This is a genomic window from Flavobacterium johnsoniae UW101 (assembly GCF_000016645.1).
Classification (GTDB): domain Bacteria; phylum Bacteroidota; class Bacteroidia; order Flavobacteriales; family Flavobacteriaceae; genus Flavobacterium; species Flavobacterium johnsoniae.
This window is the reverse complement of record NC_009441.1, coordinates 1,896,076-1,917,686: the sequence shown is the minus strand read 5'-3', so window position 1 is coordinate 1,917,686 and position 21,611 is coordinate 1,896,076. Positions and strand designations below refer to the sequence as shown.

The window sequence follows — 21,611 nt, the reverse complement described above, 5'->3', positions numbered from 1 at the left end:
TAAAATTGATTTTATAAGCTTTTTAAGGCCTTTTTGATGATCGTTTCAACAGTAGCTTCCGGATCTTCTTTGACGATTTTTTCCACTACTTTTTCAGATGTTTTACGAACGAATCCTAAAACTTCCAAAGCAGATAACGCTTCATCTCGATTTGTATTGTTTTGGACAACAGAAACTTCGTCTAAATCGTACAACTTTAACACTTTTTCTTTTAAATCAAGTATTACTCGCTGTGCTGTTTTGTTTCCAATACCTTTTATAGACTGGATAACTCCAACATCTCCTGAGGCAATGGCATTAATAATTTGTCTGGGTTCTATAGACGAAAGCATTGTTCGTGCGATGCCGGCTCCAATTCCTGAAACAGATAACAGCATTCTAAATATCTCACGTTCAGACTTTTCTACAAAACCATATAAAGTATGCGCATCTTCTTTGATTTGAAGATGCGTATACAATTTTATAAAATCAGCATTTGGAATTAATGAAAAAGTATGTAACGAAATATTTACGTGGTATCCCACTCCTCCGCAATCAATTACAACTTCTGTGGGATTCTTTTCGACTAATTTTCCCTGCAAATGTGCTATCATAATATAATTTAGTAAGAATCCAAATATAGTAAAAATGCAATAAAAATAGGACAATATTATTTTGTCCTATTTTTTAGTGAATTATTTTGCTAATTTGTTCTTTTTGTTTTCTTTTTCCTGAGCGTCAATAACCGCAATTGCTGCCATATTAACCATTTCTTCAACGCTTGCCCCTAATTGGAAAATGTGAACTGGTTTATCCATTCCCATCATAATAGGCCCGATAGAAGCTGATTTATTCAGTTCTTTCATCAATTTATAAGTGATATTAGCCGACTCTAAGTTAGGGAACACAAGCGTGTTTACTTTTTTACCTGCCAGTTTAGAGAATGGGAACTTTTCCTGAAGCATTTCAGAATTTAAAGCAAAGTCTGCCTGAATCTCACCATCTACGACCATCTCAGGGTGATTTTTATGTAAATACGCCACTGCATCTCTTACTTTTGAAGCATTTTGATGCGTTGATGAACCAAAGTTTGAATAAGAAACCATTGCAATTACGGGTTCAATTCCGAACATTTTTGCTGTTTTAGCAGTCATCAATGCAATATTTACTAAATCTTCTGATGATGGATTGATATTGATTGCTGTATCTGACAAGAACATTGGTCCGCGTGATGTAAGCATCATGTTTGCTGTTGCAACAAGTGAAGCGCCGTGTGCTTTTTCAATTAATTGCAGCATTGGTTTTACAACACTTGGGTAACTTCTTGAATATCCTGTAACAAGTGCATCTGCTTCTCCTTCGTTTACCATCATGGCAGCGAAATAGTTTCTTTCGCGCATGAATTTTTGAGCATCAAGCAATGAAACTCCTCTGCGTTCTCTTGATTCCCAGTATGAATTTGCAAATTTGTTACGTCTTTCTTCTTCTTCGTTTGTTTTAGGATCGATGATTTCTAATTCGGCGTCAAAACCTAATTCCTCTTTTAATTCTAAAATAGTTTCTCTGTTTCCTAATAAAACCGGAATACCAATTCCGTCTTCGTGTACAATTTGTGCCGCTTTTAACACATTTAATTGGTCTGCCTCAGCAAAAACTACTTTTTTAGGATCTAATTTCGCTCGGTTTGTAATTAAACGCACCATTTTATTATCGTTACCCATACGCTCGCGAAGCTTATCTTCATAAGCTGCCCAGTCTGTAATAGGATTTTTTGCAACTCCAGATTCCATTGCTGCTTTTGCAACTGCTGGTGCCACAACAGTAATCAATCTAGGATCGAATGGTTTAGGAATGATATATTCTTGCCCAAAACCTAATTTCATTGCTCCGTAAGCTACGTTAACCTGTTCTGGAACTGGTTCTTTTGCTAAAATAGCCAATGCTTTTACAGCAGCCATTTTCATAGCTTCGTTAATTTTTGTAGCACGCACGTCTAAAGCTCCTCTAAAAATATAAGGGAAACCAAGAACGTTATTTACCTGATTAGGAAAATCTGAACGGCCTGTAGCCATAATCACGTCTTTACGTGTTTGTACAGCTAAATTATAATCGATTTCCGGATTTGGATTTGCCATTGCAAAAACAATCGGATTTTCTTTCATTGTTAACAGCATTTCCGGCGATAAAATATCTCCAGATGATAAGCCGATGAAAACATCTGCTCCTTTTACCGCTTCTGCTAACTCAATTTTAGGACCATTAACAGCATATTTTAATTGTAAATCTGAAAGTGCAGGATTGTCTTTTGTTAAAAGTCCTTTACTATTAAACATTAAAACATTTTCAACTTTTACTCCTAATAAAACATATAAGTCAGTACAAGCGATTGCTGCAGATCCTGCTCCAGAAACTACTACTTTTACATCTTCTGCTTTTTTTCCTGCTAATTCAAGTGCATTGATTAAAGCTGCAGAAGAAATAATTGCAGTTCCGTGCTGATCGTCGTGCATTACCGGAATGTCTAATTCTTCGATTAATCTTCTTTCGATTTCAAAAGATTCTGGTGCTTTAATATCTTCAAGATTAATACCTCCAAAAGTTGGAGCAATATTTTTTACAGTCTGAATAAATTCTTCAACATTTTTTGTATCAACTTCGATATCAAAAACATCAATATCAGAGAATATTTTAAACAATAAACCTTTACCTTCCATTACTGGTTTTCCTGCTTCCGGGCCTATATCTCCAAGTCCTAAAACAGCTGTACCGTTTGAAATTACGGCAACTAAATTTCCTTTTGCTGTATATTTATAAACATCTTCAATGTTTTCTGCAATTGCTAAACAAGGTTCAGCAACTCCCGGCGAATACGCAAGCGATAAGTCTCTCTGGGTTGCATATTTTTTTGTTGGAACTACCTGAATTTTTCCTGGAGTTGGCTCAGCGTGGTACTGTAATGCCTCTCTTTTTTTACTCTCTTTGTTCATTATTTTAGCTTTTATTCTAGCTTACAAAGATATAAGTCTTAGTTTAAAATGGGACGCTTTTACTGCTTTCTTTTGTTAAAATATCAAAATGGTAAAATCAAAAAAAATAGCCCGATTTAAACCGGACTATTTCAAAAAAGTATTTTATAGAAGTTTTACTGTGAGATGTAAGAGTTTAGATGATGAATGGTATCTTTTTGAATTTCAATAATTGCTTTTACAACATCGCTTATAGAAATTATTCCTACCACGGTTCCGTTTTCTAAAACAGGCAGATGTCGTATTCTTTTTGAACTCATAAGTTCCATACAATCGTCAATATTATTTGAAAGCTGGACTGTAAAAACATTGCTTTCCATAATTTCATGTACAAATGTTTCTTTGGAGGATTTATCTTTTAAAACAATTTTTCGAGCATAATCTCTTTCAGATAAAATTCCTTTTAAATCGGTTCCGTCTATGATTAGAATAGCGCCGATGTTTTTATCGCCCATTACTTTTAAAGCTTCATAAACAGTTGTGGTTGAACGTACCGAAAAAACATTTTTCCCTTTTGCGTTTAGTATTTGATCTACAGTCATATCTGAAAAATTTTAGTTTTCATAAAGTTATAATAAAAACAAATACAATATGCAGCGAAATCGATTTTTTAAAAACACAACTGACTCATTTTAAACAAAATACATTGTTTTTAGAATTTTCAAAATTATACTTTAAAGGAAGAAAAAAATTACAGGCGTTTTTTGTGGAAAATTAGATTTTTTAACTTTTTGATGTCAGCCTAATAAAATATAAATCTCATTATATATCCATGTTTTTATCTACGAACAAATGTCCCTATGGGACAAAATACATCGCGGATATTTTTTTTGCTACCAACCAGTTACTCCTAACGGAGTACTTTGTAGAAATTAAATACAATAGTAGAACTCTGTCAAAAATAAAATATCAGTAAAATCAAATGTTATAATTTATATGGAATACTCCATTAGGAGTAACTGGTTGGTAGTGCAAAATGAAATTATTTAATTCAATAATTTCCCGTAGGGAGATATGAAACAATATTAAATTGTATAGTCCCTACGGGACAAAATACGCATTTTTTTTGGGAGCTGCCAATGTTTAACTATTAGCGGAGTATTTCGTAGAAATTAAATAGTTGGTAGAAAAAGGAAATCCACCCATCCAAATATATTCCGTAGGGATTATATAAAGGATTATTTTAAATCTGGAAGTATTATGGATTTTCAGAAAATATTTTATGTATTAAGGTACTTGATTCTATTTTCAATGAATCAGCTAATGAAAAAAGTAAACTAATTGTAATATTCTGTTTTCCTTTTTCAATTCTTTGAATAGTTCTTACATCAACATTACATAATGTTGACAATTGTTCTTGATTAATATTTTCTTTTTCTCTGAGTTCCTTAATGAGTATACCTAACTTGATAATCTCTGACTCATATTTATTATTTTCCACAATCAAATCTATTAAACTATGGAAAAAATCAACCCGACATATATGTCGTGTTTAAAATATAGTCTTACATTTGTAAAAAAAATATTATGGAAACCAATGAAATTAAAAATTTAGAACGCCTAAAAAAATTATCCGCACTTTATTTCAGCACATTAAAGCCAACAGATGCAAAATCAGATACTAATGTTGCTCAAATTAAACTTTCAAATTATTCTGAGCTTGGCTGCGTTATTGCCGAAATCTTAAAACTATGTATTGTTGCGCTGGACTACGATGCACATAAAGCTTCGAATACTATTAAAACTTCACCAATTAATGTAGCTCTCATTTTAGAAATGGTCTTAGAAATGTTTCCAACGGATGAAATGGAAATACTAGACGAAATTTATCAAATGTTTATTGCAAACCCTGATGTCATTGGTGAATAACAAATATCTCGCCCCTAATGTTTTTTCTATAAATATATCGCTCCGCTATAAATATATCGCTCCGCTGGAGCTCTTACAAATGAGACATTATGCTCCAGAGAGCAGAATATTTATACCAAACAAAAGCCTATAAATATATCGCTCCGCTGGAGCTCTTACCAATAAGACACTATGCTCCAGAGGAACAGAATATTTATACCAAACAAAATCCTACAGATATATCGCTCCGCAGGAGCTTTATTATCTTTAATATCAATCTGTATCTATAAATATTTCACCCCGCTATAAATATATCGCTCCGCTGGAGCTCTTACAAATAAGACACTATGCTCCAGAGGAGCAGAATATTTATACCAAACAAAAGCCTATAAATATATCGCTCCGCAGGAGCTCTTGCAAATGAGACATTATGCTCCAGAGGAGCAGAATATTTATAGCAAACAAAATCCCATTTCTAAAAGCTCCAGCGGAGCGGCATATCTCTTTCAATATGCCAAATTAAAAAAGGCTTTCTGAAATAAATTCCTAGAAAGCCTTTTTCATTTAATCAAATTACAAACTTACGATTATAAACTCGCTTCGTCGGTTTTGCTGATGTTGTTGTTCTGTACATTTTACACCATCGGCACATTTATTTACTAATTGTGTTTCTCCAAATCCTTTTGCGGTTAATCGGTCTGCATTAATTCCTTTGCTTACCAGCCAGTCTTTGGTAGACTGTGCTCTTTTATCTGATAAAATCTGATTGCTTTCTGAAGATGAACGGCTGTCTGTATGCGAACGAATATCGACTTTAATTGTTGGATATTGGTTTAACATATCGACCATTTTTTGCAATTGAGGTACAGACGATTTTTTGATTGTGGCTTTTCCTAAATCAAAAAAGTTCATCGGGATTTTTAATAATTTCCCTAAATCGGTTCCAACTGCAATGGTAACTTTAACTGGTTTAATCGAATTATTGGTTTTTATTACAACCGGAATTGCTGTAATTGGCTTTGGCTTCTTTTCTAAAGCTATTGGCAGAGAAGCAGATCCTGTTGCCTTTTTCAGTGTTATCGAAACTTCTTTAAACAAATAATCTTCTTTAGCTGTTTTGATATAGTACTTTTTACCGCATTTTACATTCGAAAAAACATAATTTCCATTGGCATCTGATTTAGCTTCAACAGCAGTTTTACCTGCTTCATCAAATAAAATCAAGGCAACGTTTGAAAGTGTTTCGTTTGTTTCCTGATCAGTAATGGTTCCGGATATCTGCTGTTCGCAAATTAATCTTCTGTTTTCTGTAAATCGGTATACATCGTCAAGTCCATGGCCGTTTACTCGGTTTGAAGAGAAAAAACCATTTCTGTTTTTACTGTTAATGATAAAAGCAAAATCGTCTTGTTTACTGTTAATTGGTTCACCAACATTTTGTACTTCATCAAAAGTGCATTCTTTGGTAATTTTAGAAACAAAAATATCCAGTCCGCCTAAACCTGGTCTTCCGTCACTGGCAAAATAAAGTTCGTTTTCATCTGAAATAAAAGGAAAAGTTTCTCTTCCTTCGGTATTAATTTCTGGACCTAAATTTTCTGGTGCACCAAAACCTCCGTTAGAAAGTATGCTTACTTTATAGATATCCGAAAGTCCTAACGTTCCCGGCATATCTGATGCAAAATATAATGTTTTTTCGTCTACACTTAAAGCTGGATGCGCTACGCTGTATTCGTCACTGTTAAACGGAAGTTCTTGTACTTCTTTCCATTCGTTATTAATTAAAACGGCTTTGTATAGTTTTAAAAATGTGACCTTGTTTTCATTTTGTTTTCTTTTTCCGTCTACTGAGTTATTTCTGGTAAAATACATGGTTTTACCATCTTTTGTAAAAACGGGAGTAGACTGATTGAAGTTAACCTGCAGATTTTGTTTATGAAACAACATTGGTTTTCCAATGCTCCCGTCTGGATTTAAATCTACAGCATATAAAGTTGAAATGGCTTTATTTGTCCATTTAAAATTCTTTTTGATAATAGAACCTGTATCTCTTGCCGATGTAAAGACTAATTTATTGTCTAAAATAGTGCTTCCGTAATCTGAATCTTTTGAGTTGATTCCGGCATCTGCAATATCAAAACGTCCTGAATTTGATTTAATATCTTCTAAATAATTTCTGTTTTTTAAGAATAAAACGACTCTTTTATCTGAAGGTGCTTTTTGGGAGAATTTCTCTAAAATTTCATCGGCTTTAGTATAATTCCCTTCTGATTTTAAGCATTGAGCATATTTATACAAATAGTCTGCTTCCTGATTTTCATTAATACTGAATAATTCCTGATAGTATTTTAAGGCGTCTTTTAATTCGCCAATGAAATAATAGGAATTTCCAAGTCTTTGAAATATTCTTTCTTCTCTAACTCCTTTTTCAACTAATTTTTCATAGGCTTTTATAGCATCCGCGTAAGCGTAACTGTCGTATTTTTTATCTGCATTTTTTATACTGGCCGTTTGGGCATCTGCCATAAAAAAGCAAAGCAACAAAATGGGAAAAAGTATTTTTTTAAGCTTCATAATTTATCAATTAAAAGAATCTTGGTGAGGTAAGTTTGCTGTAATTATTAAAGAAATCAAAACGAAGGAAAATCTCATGCGATCCTGAATTGTATTTTCTTAATTGTGTGGTTTCGTGATCGTAACCATATCCTATATACATGCCTTTTGTAACCTGAAAACCTGCCATAGCACTTACCGAAGCACTCCAGCGATAAGCAAGCCCAAGAACGAACTTATCATTGAACATGAAATTACCAGAAACATCTACCTGCAAAGGTGCTCCTTCTACCATTTTTGTCAACAATGCCGGTTTGAATTTTATATACTCTAAATGATCCAGATTAAATACATAACCTGCCATGAAGTAATAGTTTATTTTTTCTTTGAAAATAGCGACATCATTATTGTCATAGCGATTGGTTTCGATAAAATTAGGAACTGATAATCCTAAATAAGCACGATCTGAATGCCAGTAAATTCCGGCTCCAATATTGGGTGTAAACTTATTTTTGATGTCCTGAAATAATTCGTCGTTTTGATCTTCATAACTCAATTTACTAGCATCAAGATTAAAAAGATTGGCTGTTGCCTTGATACCAAACGAAAGTTTAAATGATTCTGATGTTGGAATACTGTATGACAAATCAGCAGATAAAGTATTTTCGTTCGTTGGCCCGATTTTATCGTTTACCAAAGAAACTCCTAATCCTAAATTGCTGTTGGTTAAAGGTGTGTTTACAGAAAAAGTACTTGTTTCCGGCGCTCCGTCAAGACCAATCCATTGTGTACGATATAACCCAAAAACACTCAGTACGCCGCGCGAACCTGCATAAGCCGGATTTATTCCGATAGTGTTGTACATGTATTGTGTAAACTGAGCATCTTGCTGCGCTGAACACACAATGGTAAAAAACATAAAAATTAAACCTAATTTTTTCATCTTAAAGATTTTAAAAAACGGCTCAGCTTATCGTAAGCCGTTTGTATTTTTTATTTATTAATGTATAAATAACCTGATGTTTCGTGAGGATTTGAGTCGCTGTCTTTGTATTTCAGGATATAGAAATAAGTTCCTACCGGAAGTCCTTCTGACTGTTTCATTGTTGTACGTCCAAAAGAATATCCTTTAAACACTCTGTCGACATTGTTATAATGATCTACATCAAAAACCAGAACTCCCCAACGGTTGTAAATTTCTACGGTATTTTCAGGATAACATTCTAATCCCTGAATGTAGAATCGTTCATTTTTCTGGTCTCCGTTTGGAGAAAAGGCATTGAGAACTTTAATTTTACATCCGTTTAAGTCTAATACTGTAGGTTTGTCTCCGTCGATATTTTCGTAATCAGAATTGTCTTCTACAACTACTCCTCTTGCACTTTTCCCTTGTACACTTGCCTGATTGCTTACTTTTCCAGAATTAATATCTGTTTGTGTTATTTTGTACAGGGCTGAGAAATTAGTATCGTTTGACTCGCCAACATTTAAATCTAAAGCTTGTCCTGAAACTACAACTCCCGGCAGAAGATCTGTAATCGTGATTCCGCTTAACGGTACGTTTCCTGTATTGGTGACTGTAAATCTATAGCTGATGGTCTCTCCTGCATTTGCAATTGTATTGTTGTTTTCGTCATTGAATGCCGCTGTTTTAACTAATGCAATTGCCGGAACTTCTACAAATACATTTAATGTTGCTGTACTGCAATTTGTATCGTTTGCTTTTTCGCAGACCTGATATACAATTGCGTAAGTTCCTCCTGGGGTATTTGGTTTAACGTTTACTGTTCCGTCTGCATTAAATTCGAAATTTGAATTTCCTGACTGGTTTTTAATAATTACATCAACTGGATTAATTGGCTGTCCGTTTAATAAGTCATTATCTAAAACATTTACAAATTCAAGAGAACCGTTAATTCCATCAACTGCTACAAGAGCATCATCAGTTAAAACCAACTGCTGTACCGGATTAACAGGAGAAACTGAATTTAACACTACCACTTTTACAACTGCCTGACTGCAGTTATTTGAGTTTGAAGCATCGCATATTTGATACGTCAATTGGTACGTTCCTGATGGTGTTCCAGCTTTTACACTTACTGAACCATTTGCGTTTAAAGTCAAATTAGCATTTGGAACTGTTGTGCTTAAAATAACATCAGCAGGATTAACTGTTAATCCGTTTAGTTTATCATTATCAAAAATATTAGTGCCAGTATTAGTTCCTTTACTTGTATCTACCGGACCCGCTGTGTCATCATTTGCGATGATTACAAAAGTTGGTCTTGCATTACACTGCGGTGTTGCAGCAGGATAACTTACCGGAATAGCTGCTGTTGGGTTTAGAGAGAATTGCATTATAACTCCAGTTCTGGTGTTTTCGAATCCGTCAGCACCTTCTGTCCATTGCCCATTTGCTAATAACCAGCCCGGCCAGTCTACTCCATTTCCGTTTCCGTCGATAACTGCTCCCGGCCATAAAATAGTACCGCTTAATGGCTGCTCTATTTGTGTTGCTACAACATTGTTTGCGCTGTCAATCCATTTAATTGTTACTAAATTTGTTGGTGTGAAATTATCTGCCACAACTTTATACGTTACGTAAGGAACGTTGTTTGAGCAAAAACTTTCAGCCGTAACGGTTATTGTTGGCTCTTCTACTGTAACTTCTACCTTACCAGAACTGCAATTTGATTGATTTAATACTTCACAAATCTGATACGTTAATTCATAAGTTCCTCTTGGTGCATTTGCTCCCAATGTTACTGTTCCGTATGGATTTAATGTTAAGAATCCTTTTGGATCTGCAACTTCTACAGAAAGTTTTACGTCACTTGGTACAAGCGGTAATGTGTTATTGGTATCATTATCGAAAACATTCACAATTGTCTGAGGCTGATTTATTCCAACTACTGACAGAATAGTGTCTGGATTTGCTGCTAATACTCCTCCTGTAACTTCTACTGTACTTTTTGCCGTATCGCAGTTTCCTGTATTTGTTACTTCACAAATACTGTATTCGATTTCGTAAATTCCAATTGGTGTCTTGGCTGGAACTGTTACACGTCCGTCTGGTTCTAATACAAAACCTGTTGGAAGATTTACTTTAGATAAAATAACTTCTCCATGATTTGACCCAATAACAGCCTGAGATCCGTTTAATTTATCGTTTATAATTACTGAAACAGTTGTTGTACCGCCTGTGCTTCCGTTTACTGAGCCTATGTTTTCTGCAACAGCATCAATTACCGGTGCCGTAACTGTAACCTGAACTTTGTTTGTACTGCAGTTTGATGGATTAAAAAGCTCGCAGATTTCATACGTTAACTCGTAATTTCCTGCCTGAGCATTTGCTCCTAAAACTGCATTTCCATTGGCATCAATTGTTAAGAAACCTTTTGGGTCTGTTCCCGGTGTCAGTTTAACATCTGACGGGTCTAATTTTAATCCGTTTTTAGTATCGTTATCAAAAACATTGATAAGCGTTTGAGATGTATTTGATCCCGTTACTGATCCAACTGCATCTAAGTTTGCAACTAAATCTGCTGCAGTTACCACTACTGTTGATGTTGCTGTTGAGCAGTTTGTCGCTGGATTATTATTGTCGCATATTGTATATTCAATATCGTAGTTTCCTTTTTTAACTCCTGCGCTTACGGTGATTGTTCCGTCTGCATTAATCGTAAATCCTGTCGGTGCCGTTGCTGTTAAAGTAACTTGTCCCGGATTTGATCCGATAACGGCCTGAACTCCGTTTAGTTTATCCAGTCCAATAAGCGATGTTGTTGTTCCGCCGATTGTTCCGTTAATAGGACCTAAATCTTCTTTTACTGCTAAGATTACAGGCGCTGTAACCGTAACCTGAACTTTGTTTGTACTGCAGTTTGATGGATTAAAAAGCTCGCAGATTTCATACGTAATCTCATAATTTCCTGCCGGCGCATTTGCTCCTAAAACTGCATTTCCATTAGCATCAATTGTTAAGAAACCTTTCGGGTCTGTTCCCGGTGTCAGTTTAACATCTGACGGATCTAATTTTGATCCGTTTTTAGTATCGTTATCAAAAACATTGATAAGCGTTTGAGAAGTATTTCCTCCCGTTACTGATCCCATAGAATCTAGGTTGGCAACTAAATCTGCTGCAGTTACCACAACTGTTGATGTTGCTGTTGAACAGTTTGTTGCTGGATTATTATTGTCGCAGATTGTATATTCAATATCGTAGTTTCCTTTTTTAACTCCCGCGCTTACAGTGATTGTTCCGTCTGCATTAATCGTAAATCCTGTCGGAGCTGCTGCGGTTAAAGTAACTTGTCCCGGATTTGATCCGATAACTGCCTGAACTCCGTTTAGTTTATCCAGTCCAATAAGCGAGGTTGTTGTTCCGCCGATTGTTCCGTTAATAGGACCTAAATCTTCTTTTACTGCTAAGATTACCGGCGCTGTAACCGTTACCTGAACTTTGTTTGTACTGCAGTTTGATGGATTGAAAAGTTCGCAGATTTCATACGTTAACTCATAATTTCCTGCCGGAGCATTTGCTCCTAATACTGCATTTCCATTTGCATCAATTGTTAAGAAACCTTTCGGGTCTGTTCCCGGTGTCAGTTTAACATCTGACGGATCTAATTTTGATCCGTTTTTAGTATCGTTATCAAAAACATTGATAAGGGTTTGAGATGTATTTGATCCCGTTACTGATCCAACTGCATCTAAATTTGCAACTAAATCTGCTGCAGTTATCACAACTGTTGAAGTTGCTGTTGAGCAGTTTGTCGCTGGATTATTATTGTCGCAGATTGTATATTCAATATCGTAGTTTCCTTTTTTAACTCCTGCGCTTACGGTGATTGTTCCGTCTGCATTAATCGTAAATCCTGTCGGTGCCGTTGCTGTTAAAGTAACTTGTCCCGGATTTGATCCGATAACGGCCTGAACTCCGTTTAGTTTATCCAGTCCAATAAGCGATGTTGTTGTTCCGCCGATTGTTCCGTTAATAGGACCTAAATCTTCTTTTACTGCAAGGATTGCTGGTGCAGTCACTGTAATTTCTACAGTTGCTGTATTGCAATTTGAAGTATTCGCAACTTCACAGATTTTATAATCAAATGAATATTTTCCTGTTGGTGTGTTTGGTTTAACCGTAACTTCTCCACTTGTAGTATCAAAAGTTAAGACTGAAGGTAATGTAGAAGCTAAAGTTAACTCAACCTCATTTCTAACAACTGCATTACAGTTAAGCAAATCGTTTGATAAAACATTTGAAACAGCAGTTCCTCCTTCATATCCATTAATTGAAGCTGTATCTTTATTTGGTACAATTGGACCCACAACTTTTACTGTCTGAGTACAGGTTTGTGTATTTCCTGCTGCATCTGTAGCTGTCCAAGTCACAGTAGTATTTCCTAATGGGAAACTTGACGGCGCGTTATTTGTTACTGTTACTGCTCCGCTGCAATTGTCTGATGTTGTAGGTGTGCCTAAATTAACGCCTGTTGCTACACATGAATTGGCATTCGCAGAAACTATAACATTTGACGGACAGGTGATTGTTGGTTTCTGAGTATCATTTACTGTTACTGTTTGTGTGCAGGTTTGTGTATTTCCCGCTGCATCTGTTGCTGTCCAAGTCACAGTCGTATTTCCTAATGGGAAACTTGACGGTGCATTATTTGTTACTGTTACTGCTCCGCTGCAATTATCTGATGTTGTAGGTGTGCCTAAATTAACGCCAGTTGCTACACATGAATTGGCATTAGCAGAAACTACCACATTTGATGGGCAGGTAATTGTTGGCTTTTGAGTATCATTTACTGTTACAGTCTGTGTGCAGGTTTGTGTATTTCCTGCTGCATCCGTTGCTGTCCAGGTTACTGTTGTATTTCCTAATGGGAAACTTGACGGCGCGTTATTCGTTACGGTTACTGTGCCGCTGCAATTATCTGATGTTGTTGGCGTGCCTAAAGAAACTCCTGTTGCTACGCAAGAGTTTGCATTAGCAGAAACCACAACTGCTGATGGGCAGGTAATTGTTGGTTTTTGAGTGTCTTTAATAATTACTTTTTGAGTCGCAGTTTCTACGTTTCCGTTACCATCATTAAAACTCCAATTAATTGTATAAGTACCTTGAACTGAATAAGTCAAAGGATCGGTCGTTGTTCCGGTTACTGTTCCTTTACAATTATCTGTTGTTATAGGTGCGGTTGCAGTTGCTGAACATTGCCCTGTAATGTCTGCCAAAACTGGTTTTGCTGGTTTCTCTGTATCACTAACTTTTACTGTAGAAGCAGCAGAAGTTGCTTCACATCCAGTTGAAGAATTTGTAACTTTAACTTTATAATCTCCATCAGAATTTACAGCTAACGAAGATGATGTTTGACCAGAAATTACAACATTGTTTTTATACCAAACATATGTTGGTGATGCTGCATTAGTTACTGCATTTAAAGTAGTCGTTAAACATGCCGTTAGTGCTCCTGTTATCGAAGCGGTTGGTAACGGATTTGGTGTAGTTGAAACACTGGCGCTGTTATTAGCCGTGTTACTATCTACTGTTGATGCCGGCAATGCTGCTGTGTTATTATAAACACCCGAAGCATTAACTTTTGCCGTAATTTTTAATGTTTCAGTTATTCCACCATTTACATCTCCTATACTCCAAACACCAGTTGAGGCATTATAATTTCCTATTGTTTGTGTAGAGCTGACAAATGTATAACCCGTAGGAAGTAAATCGTTTATCGAAACTCCTGTTGCGTTGTTAACGCCTAAATTGCTTAATTTTACTGTAAATTCAACATTTGAACCTACGCATGGAGTTGCGTTGTCTACAGTTTTTGTAACACCTAAATCAGTACATAAAGTAACTGAAACAGGTTTTGATTGTGTCTGAGCTCCACAAGTTAAAGTTGAAGCAACTGAATAGGCTCCTGTTTTTGTTGCTGTATAAGTATCTGAATTTGCTCCTGAAATAGCAACTCCGTTTAAATACCATTGATAAGGAGCAAATCCTGTTGGTGTTTTTAATGTAGCTGTATTATTAGTACATCCTCCGCCTGATATATAAGTAAAGGTTGGATCTTCTGGCTGGACAGCAAAATTTGAGAAAAATCCCGCCATAGAGAAACCTCCATCCTGCTGTACAATTGAAACCGTTAATTTAGCATTACTTTCAATAGAAAGAAAATCTGGACTTCCAATTTGTTGACTATTGAAGTTTATTAAATACCAGCCTGTATTCCCTATCTGATAACGAGCTCCAACACCAGATATATTGGCAATATTATTTCCATTCACAGTTACAACTTCTGTCCCGCTTCTTAAAAGAATATATCCAAAATAATCTAATGTTCCTGTACCATAATTTCTAAATTTTGCGGTCTCTATGAAATTAGATCCACCGCATTCAGATACTGGCGCAATTGTGGAAATATCAACCTCGCATTTTTGTGCTGTTCCAGAATATACGGCAACTCTTTTATCTGCTTTAATATGAGAAGCTGTAAAACTAACATCTTTAACACCATTTATAAAAGTATAAAAGTATCCTGCTTTTTCTAAAGTTACAGTAACCGGTGATCCTACTAATGCTCCTGTAGTCGAATAGCTTTCTATGGTTACTTTTGTGTCGTCTTTTGTAGCCACAACAGTAGTCTGCTCTGCTGTATTATTTCCTGTTCCTCTTTCAAGAAAATATTCTGTCCCTAAAACTGCTTCAGGAGGAATTTGATTGTACGCCCCGTCTCCACATCCGCCTGGAGTATCAATTGCTGCCGAGGTATTCATAACTACAGGGTTTGAAGATTCTACGAGCGTTCCAATAGGTGCTGTAAACAAATAGCTTTGTCCGGCATTTAAAGTTGTTGTAACAACATTATTTATTTTTATTGAAGTCCCATTATTAATAGCCATAACGCTGTATATTGGGCGTTGATCACCATAATTATTAAAATTACCAAGTGATCCATCTCTATAATATCCAACTCTAAATCTAATCCCTATTCCAGCATCTCCAAAACTTGTTAATGCAGCATTTCCTTTAATATCTTTATCACTGCCATCTGCTCCTAACGCATCAGAAGCAATATTTCTTAAATTTATTGATATAGGTTTATCTCCTTTAACAATTAAACCAGCAGCATTTAAAACGGTATTCAGTGTAAATGCAGGTGCGTCTTTTGGGAGACCTGCAAATCTATAAACAGCAGGAGTACCTTTTACCGCTGTAAGATTAGTGACTAAAGTCCCATCACTTTTTGATACAGTAATTTTTACAGTAGTTGTAGAGTTCGTTGCAATAACAATTTCATTCGCTTTACTAAAATACTGCCAAGGAGCAGGTGCAATATAGTGCGTAGTATAAAACTGCGCAGAAGCACTGGTGCTGATTAAAAGAAAGAATAAAATAATACAATTTGATTTAAAAAACTTAAACCAATTAAAAGTAGAGTTACGCATAGACAGACTCGGTATTAATTTGAGTAATAGAAATTATTGTTGAAATCCCAGAATGGGCTTTCAAGTTATAAACGAGATACGAAAAAAATAAAGGGATAGATTTTAGATTATTGAAAATAAGCTTTTCAAAATCAAAAAAATAGTTATGCAGCGTTTTGACCATAATGTTCTCGGTTCAAGACACAAATGTCTCTCGGTTAAATTAGTAGTTTTGGAGCGGCGAAAATATATAAACACCTCAATACTAGCTACATTAGTCGATAAACTACTCGGAAAAACGTTGAAATACACTTTTAGTAAACTTAAATTAACTTTAACAAGTCAATAAAGATGATAATTTAACAATGAAACAACAGAAATTTCTTAATTTTTTAAAGAAAAGTCAATTTATTAAGATTTAGAGGGAGAAAAAACTAAATTATCTTACATTTTATACTCGTCAAAAAAAGAGATAAAAAAAAACCAAACAACTGAAAATCAATAATATAAAAACACAAAATTGTAAGAAACAAATTTGATTTTAATTTAGATTATTCTAAAAATTTAATGTTTCTTTTGAGCCCGTCAAATTTGGTTCTTTTGATAGGAGAATTTTTAAAAACTACCCGAAAAGTTTCCTCGGTAATTTCTGTCCAATCTTTTTTTGAGAAAGACAGCAGATCCGGATTTGGGTTAAAAAGTGGTTCTGAATGAGGTTTAGAAAATCGATTCCAAGGGCAGACATCCTGGCAAGTATCACAGCCAAACATCCACTCATCAAATTTTCCTTTCATATCATTCGGAAGATTTTCCTTAAGTTCTATTGTATAATAAGAAATACATTTACTGCCGTCTACAATATAAGGAGCAAGGATTGCTTGTGTAGGACAAGCATCAATACATGCAGTGCAGGAACCGCAATGATCTGTTACAGCATGATCATATTCTAAATCTAAATCAAGGATAAGTTCTGCTATAAAGTAAAAAGAACCTACCCTTTGGGTTATTAGGTTACTGTTTTTTCCAATCCAGCCTAAACCGCTTTTGGCAGCCCATGCTTTATCTAAAACTGGTGCAGAGTCGACAAAGGCACGACCGGATACATCACCAATATTTTCTTGTATCGAATGTAAAAATTCTTTTAATTTTTCTTTGATAACAAAATGATAATCCTGACCATAGGCATATTTCGATATTTTGAAACTTTCTTCATTTTGAGATTCAGATGGAAAATAATTCAGCAAAAGTGAAACTACACTTTTAGCATCATCTACTAATAAAGTCGGGTCTAAACGTTTATCAAAATGATTTTCCATATAAGCCATTTGACCATTATGGTTATTGTTTAACCATTTTTCAAGCCGAGGCGCTTCTTGTTCCAGAAAACCTGCTTTGGAAATTCCGCAAGAAATAAAACCCAATCTTTTGGCTTCTTCTTTTATAAATTTTGAATATGTCTCTTTTGAATTAATACTCATCTTTTAAAAAATGAAACTTCTACATTAACAGGTTTTAGAGTAATCAGCGGATTAAATTGAATTACATCATTATTAGATTTAATGATATATTTTTTTACAACTTGTGCTATAGTCAAGCACATTTCATAAATGGCAAATCCAGTGCCAATACACATTCTTGGACCAGCACCAAATGGATAAAAATATTGCATTGACTCCTTTTTTTGATCTCCAAGAAATCGTTCCGGAATAAATTCATCCGGATTCTTCCAATACTTAGGATTTCGATGCAGTTCGTAAAAAGAAACTCCTATTAAGGTGTTTTTCTTTATTTTAAAATGAGCAAGAGAATCATCTTCAAGATTTTGTCTGTCAGTAATCCATGCTGGCGGATACAAACGCATAGATTCGTTCAAAACAGCATTTGTATAGGTCATTTTTTGAAGCTGCTCAATAACATTATCCGTTTGAGATTCAATTTCGATTATTTCTTCAAAAATCTTTTGCTGAACTTCAGGATTTCTACCCAAAAGATGAAGTGTAAAAGTCAAAGCATTAGCAGTTGTTTCATGCCCTGCAATAAACAAAACTTTAATTTCGTCAATCAATTGTTCAACTGACATGCTTTCTCCAGTATCTTCATATCGGGTCTCCAAAAGCATGTTCAATAAATCATTTATTTCTTCTCCCGATGCTTTTCTTTCTTCTATGATTTCCTGAATAATATGGTTGTTTTCTTCAGCTAACTTCAAATGTTTCTTCACTTGACCACTCAATGAAAACCACCATGCTTTATGCGGAAGTCTAATTTCTTTAATTAAGAAATTTTGAACTTCTTCTATAATAAACTTAATACGTTGAAATTTATTCTCAGCAGTCGAAAGCTGAAATAAAGATTTTGCTACGACATTAAATGCCAGGTTACTCATTACGGGAAAGAGGTCTATTGGCTTTTCTTCAATTAAATTCTCTAATTCTAAAGCAATAACGGCATTCATATTATCAACCAGCTGATTCATTTTTTGTTTATGAAATGCCGGCTGAATCAAACGTCTTTGTTTTAGCCAAAAATCACCATCACTCGTTAAAAGTCCCTTACCTAAATACTTGGATAGATATACGGATTGAAATTTAGATTTATGGTAATTTTTTTGATTCTTAACTAAGATATACTGTGCAATTTCATTATCTCTCGACAAGATTATATATTTTGAAAAACCAATTCTAATAGAAAAAGAATCCCCCAATTTATCAAAATATTTTTTATGAAAAGGAATCGGATTTCTGCGAACACCTTCAGCATCTCTGAAAAATCTTAGTATAGATAATTTTTCAGGATAAGTATGTTTTTGTTTTTCAGACATAAAAATTTAAAATAAACCTCCTTGTATATTTGTGTTTATCTTTCCTAAATGTTTATATGCTTTCTCGGTAACTTCACGCCCGCGGGGTGTACGCATAATAAATCCTTCCTGAATCAAGAAAGGTTCATAAACTTCTTCAATAGTTTCACTGCTTTCAGAAACTGCTGTCGCCAAGGTAGAAAGACCAACTGGCCCGCCTTTAAACTTATTAATAATGGTCAATAATATCTTATTATCCATTTCATCAAGTCCATGAGCATCAACATTCAATGCCTTCAATGCATATTTAGAAATCTCTAGATCAATCGTACCGTTGCCTTTTATTTGAGCAAAATCTCTAACTCTTCGCAACAATGCATTTGCAATACGAGGAGTTCCTCTGCTTCGGCCAGCAATTTCAATTGCAGCTTCAAGATCAATTGGCATTTTTAATATTCCAGCACTTCTTTCTACAATTGTGGTTAAAAGTTCGGTAGAATAATATTGTAAACGTGATGAAATTCCAAAACGAGCCCGCATTGGAGCTGTTAATAATCCGGAACGAGTTGTCGCTCCTATTAATGTAAATGGATTTAAATTGATTTGAACGGTTCTGGCATTTGGACCAGATTCAATCATAATATCAATTTTAAAATCTTCCATTGCTGAGTATAAGTATTCTTCAACAATTGGACTCAAACGATGAATTTCATCTATAAATAAAACATCTCTTTCATCTAGATTGGTTAACAATCCGGCTAAATCTCCAGGTTTATCTAAAACAGGTCCAGAAGTAATTTTGATTCCAACCTCCAGCTCATTTGCCAAAATATTTGCCAAAGTCGTTTTCCCAAGTCCGGGAGGTCCATGAAACAAAGCATGATCAAGTGCCTCTCCACGTTGGTTAGCAGCGGCAACAAAGACTTTTAAATTTTCCAAAACTTGATCTTGTCCGGCAAAATCGTCAAATGACAGCGGACGTAATCTTTTTTCAAGATCTAATTCTTCTGAGTTATATCCTTTAGTTGTAGGATCTAGATTTTCATTCATCCTGCAAAGATATAGAAACTAATTAGTTTGTAAAACAGTAAGCTTAAGGTTTAAACCTTAACCAAACAAAAAAGGCTGTCATTTCTGACAGCCTTTGATATATTTTAGTGGTGTAAAACTTCTTCACCTTCTTTCATTGGTACATTTTGAGGAACAAAATCTACATCATGATTTGGGTTACTGTAGTCATACGGCCAACGATATACGTGAGGAATTTCTCCCGGCCAGTTTCCGTGGATATGTTCAACTGGAGTAGTCCACTCTAAAGTTGTAGATTTCCATGGGTTTTGAACAGCTTTTTTACCATAGAAAATACTGCTAAAGAAGTTGTATAAGAATACTAACTGGAATGCACCTCCTACAAGAGCAAATGTTGTAATTAAAACATTCACATTTTGTAAATCATCAAATAATGGGAAGTTAGTATTTGTATAGTAACGTCTTGGTAAACCAGCTAATCCGATAAAGTGCATTGGGAAGAAAACTCCATAAGCACAAACTGCTGTAATCCAGAAGTGAATATAACCTAAATTTTTGTTTAACATTCTTCCGTACATTTTAGGGAACCAGTGATAAATACCAGCAAACATTCCGTAAAGTGCAGAGATACCCATTACTAAGTGAAAGTGAGCAATTACAAAGTAAGTATCATGAACGTTAATATCTAAAGTACTATCTCCTAAAATGATTCCTGTTAAACCTCCAGTGATGAAAGTAGAAACCATTCCAATAGAGAATAACATTGCAGGATTGAATTGTAAGTTACCTTTCCATAAAGTTGTAATCCAGTTGAACGCTTTTACAGCAGATGGAATTGCAACCAATAAAGTTGTAAAAGTAAATACAGATCCTAAGAAAGGATTCATACCAGAAATAAACATGTGGTGACCCCATACAATAGTTGATAAGAATGCAATTGCAAGAACAGACATAATCATCGCTCTATATCCGAAGATTGGTTTACGAGAGTTCGTAGCCATAATTTCAGAAACAAGTCCCATTGCCGGTAAGATTACAATGTAAACCTCAGGGTGACCTAAGAACCAAAATAAGTGCTCAAACAATACTGGAGAACCTCCTTGGTAGTGTAAAACCTCTCCAGCAATATAGATATCTGATAAGAAGAATGAAGTACCAAAACTTCTGTCAAAAATCAATAATAAGGCTGCAGATAATAATACTGGGAATGAAATAACACCAATAATAGCTGTTACGAAAAATGTCCAGATTGTAAGAGGAAGTCTAGTCATAGACATTCCTTTTGTTCTTAAGTTAATAACAGTTACAATGTAGTTTAATGATCCCATTAAAGAAGATGCAATAAATATAGCCATTGAAACTAACCATAAAGTCATACCTGTTCCAGATCCAGGAATTGCTTGAGGCAATGCACTTAATGGAGGATAAATTGTCCAACCTGCAGAAGCTGGTCCAGCTTCAACAAATAAAGAACTTAACATTACTACAGCAGATAAGAAAAACAACCAGTATGAAATCATGTTCATAAATCCAGAAGCCATATCTCGCGCTCCAATTTGAAGTGGAATAAGTAAGTTACTAAAAGTTCCACTTAAACCTGCCGTAAGTACAAAGAATACCATAATGGTACCATGAATTGTAACTAAAGCAAGATAAATATCATTAGCCATTACACCATCAGGTGCAAATTTATCTCCTAATAAAACATTGAATATTTTAAAAGACTCTTCTGGCCACGCTAATTGCATTCTGAAAAGCAAGGACATTGCAATCCCAATTACTCCCATAACAATACCTGTAATTAAGTATTGTTTAGCAATCATTTTGTGATCAATACTAAAAATATATTTAGTAATGAACGTGTCTTTATGATGATGTTCGTGCTCGTGATCGTGTCCGTGATCGTGACCGTGCGCTTCTGCTGACATATATGTGTACTT

At 35.0% G+C, this 21,611-nt stretch carries 12 protein-coding genes; 1 reads left to right on the top strand and 11 read right to left on the bottom strand.

The window, feature by feature from the left end; translation table 11 throughout:
• Positions 1-11 precede the first annotated feature (11 nt).
• From ruvA to FJOH_RS08550, 4 genes are all read right to left on the bottom strand, one after another.
• Entirely contained in the window at positions 12-593 is a 582-nt protein-coding gene (ruvA, locus tag FJOH_RS08570) for a Holliday junction branch migration protein RuvA (RefSeq protein WP_012023728.1), read from the bottom strand.
• Between the two features lie 81 nt (positions 594-674).
• Positions 675-2,966, bottom strand: coding sequence for an NADP-dependent malic enzyme (locus tag FJOH_RS08565; RefSeq protein WP_012023727.1), 2,292 nt, complete (start codon positions 2,964-2,966; stop codon positions 675-677).
• Between the two features lie 155 nt (positions 2,967-3,121).
• Positions 3,122-3,547 (bottom strand): CBS domain-containing protein, encoded by a 426-nt coding sequence (locus FJOH_RS08560; protein WP_012023726.1) that lies wholly within the window; start codon positions 3,545-3,547, stop codon positions 3,122-3,124.
• Between the two features lie 656 nt (positions 3,548-4,203).
• Entirely contained in the window at positions 4,204-4,446 is a 243-nt protein-coding gene (locus FJOH_RS08550) for a helix-turn-helix domain-containing protein (protein WP_012023725.1), read from the bottom strand.
• Between the two features lie 86 nt (positions 4,447-4,532).
• Between FJOH_RS08550 and FJOH_RS08545 the strand changes: the two genes are divergently transcribed.
• A complete protein-coding gene (locus FJOH_RS08545; RefSeq protein WP_012023724.1) occupies positions 4,533-4,874 on the top strand; it encodes a hypothetical protein in 342 nt (113 codons plus the stop codon).
• 552 nt (positions 4,875-5,426) lie between these two features.
• On the opposite strand, the gene FJOH_RS08540 is transcribed toward FJOH_RS08545, so the two are convergent.
• The 7 genes from FJOH_RS08540 to FJOH_RS08510 form a co-directional block, all read right to left on the bottom strand.
• The gene (locus FJOH_RS08540; RefSeq protein ID WP_012023723.1) at positions 5,427-7,427 is read right to left on the bottom strand and encodes an OmpA family protein; all 2,001 of its coding nucleotides are present in this window, start codon (positions 7,425-7,427) and stop codon (positions 5,427-5,429) included.
• Between the two features lie 10 nt (positions 7,428-7,437).
• On the bottom strand, positions 7,438-8,349 hold the full coding sequence (locus FJOH_RS08535) for a PorP/SprF family type IX secretion system membrane protein (protein ID WP_044047588.1): 912 nt from the start codon (positions 8,347-8,349) through the stop codon (positions 7,438-7,440).
• A gap of 50 nt (positions 8,350-8,399) precedes the next feature.
• Positions 8,400-15,863, bottom strand: a complete 7,464-nt coding sequence (locus FJOH_RS08530) for an HYR domain-containing protein (protein WP_012023721.1) — start codon at positions 15,861-15,863, stop codon at positions 8,400-8,402.
• Between the two features lie 530 nt (positions 15,864-16,393).
• Positions 16,394-17,320 (bottom strand): tRNA epoxyqueuosine(34) reductase QueG, encoded by a 927-nt coding sequence (gene queG / locus FJOH_RS08525; RefSeq protein WP_012023720.1) that lies wholly within the window; start codon positions 17,318-17,320, stop codon positions 16,394-16,396.
• Positions 17,317-18,663, bottom strand: coding sequence for a cytochrome P450 (locus FJOH_RS08520; protein WP_012023719.1), 1,347 nt, complete (start codon positions 18,661-18,663; stop codon positions 17,317-17,319). The genes queG and FJOH_RS08520 overlap by 4 nt, the downstream gene beginning before the upstream one ends.
• Before the next feature lie 6 nt (positions 18,664-18,669).
• Positions 18,670-19,692 carry a Holliday junction branch migration DNA helicase RuvB gene (ruvB, locus tag FJOH_RS08515; protein WP_012023718.1) on the bottom strand — a complete coding sequence of 341 codons (1,023 nt, stop codon included), beginning with the start codon at positions 19,690-19,692 and terminating at the stop codon, positions 18,670-18,672.
• Positions 19,693-19,796: 104 nt separating this feature from the next.
• A complete protein-coding gene (locus tag FJOH_RS08510) occupies positions 19,797-21,599 on the bottom strand; it encodes a cytochrome c oxidase subunit I (protein WP_012023717.1) in 1,803 nt (600 codons plus the stop codon).
• Positions 21,600-21,611 lie beyond the last annotated feature (12 nt).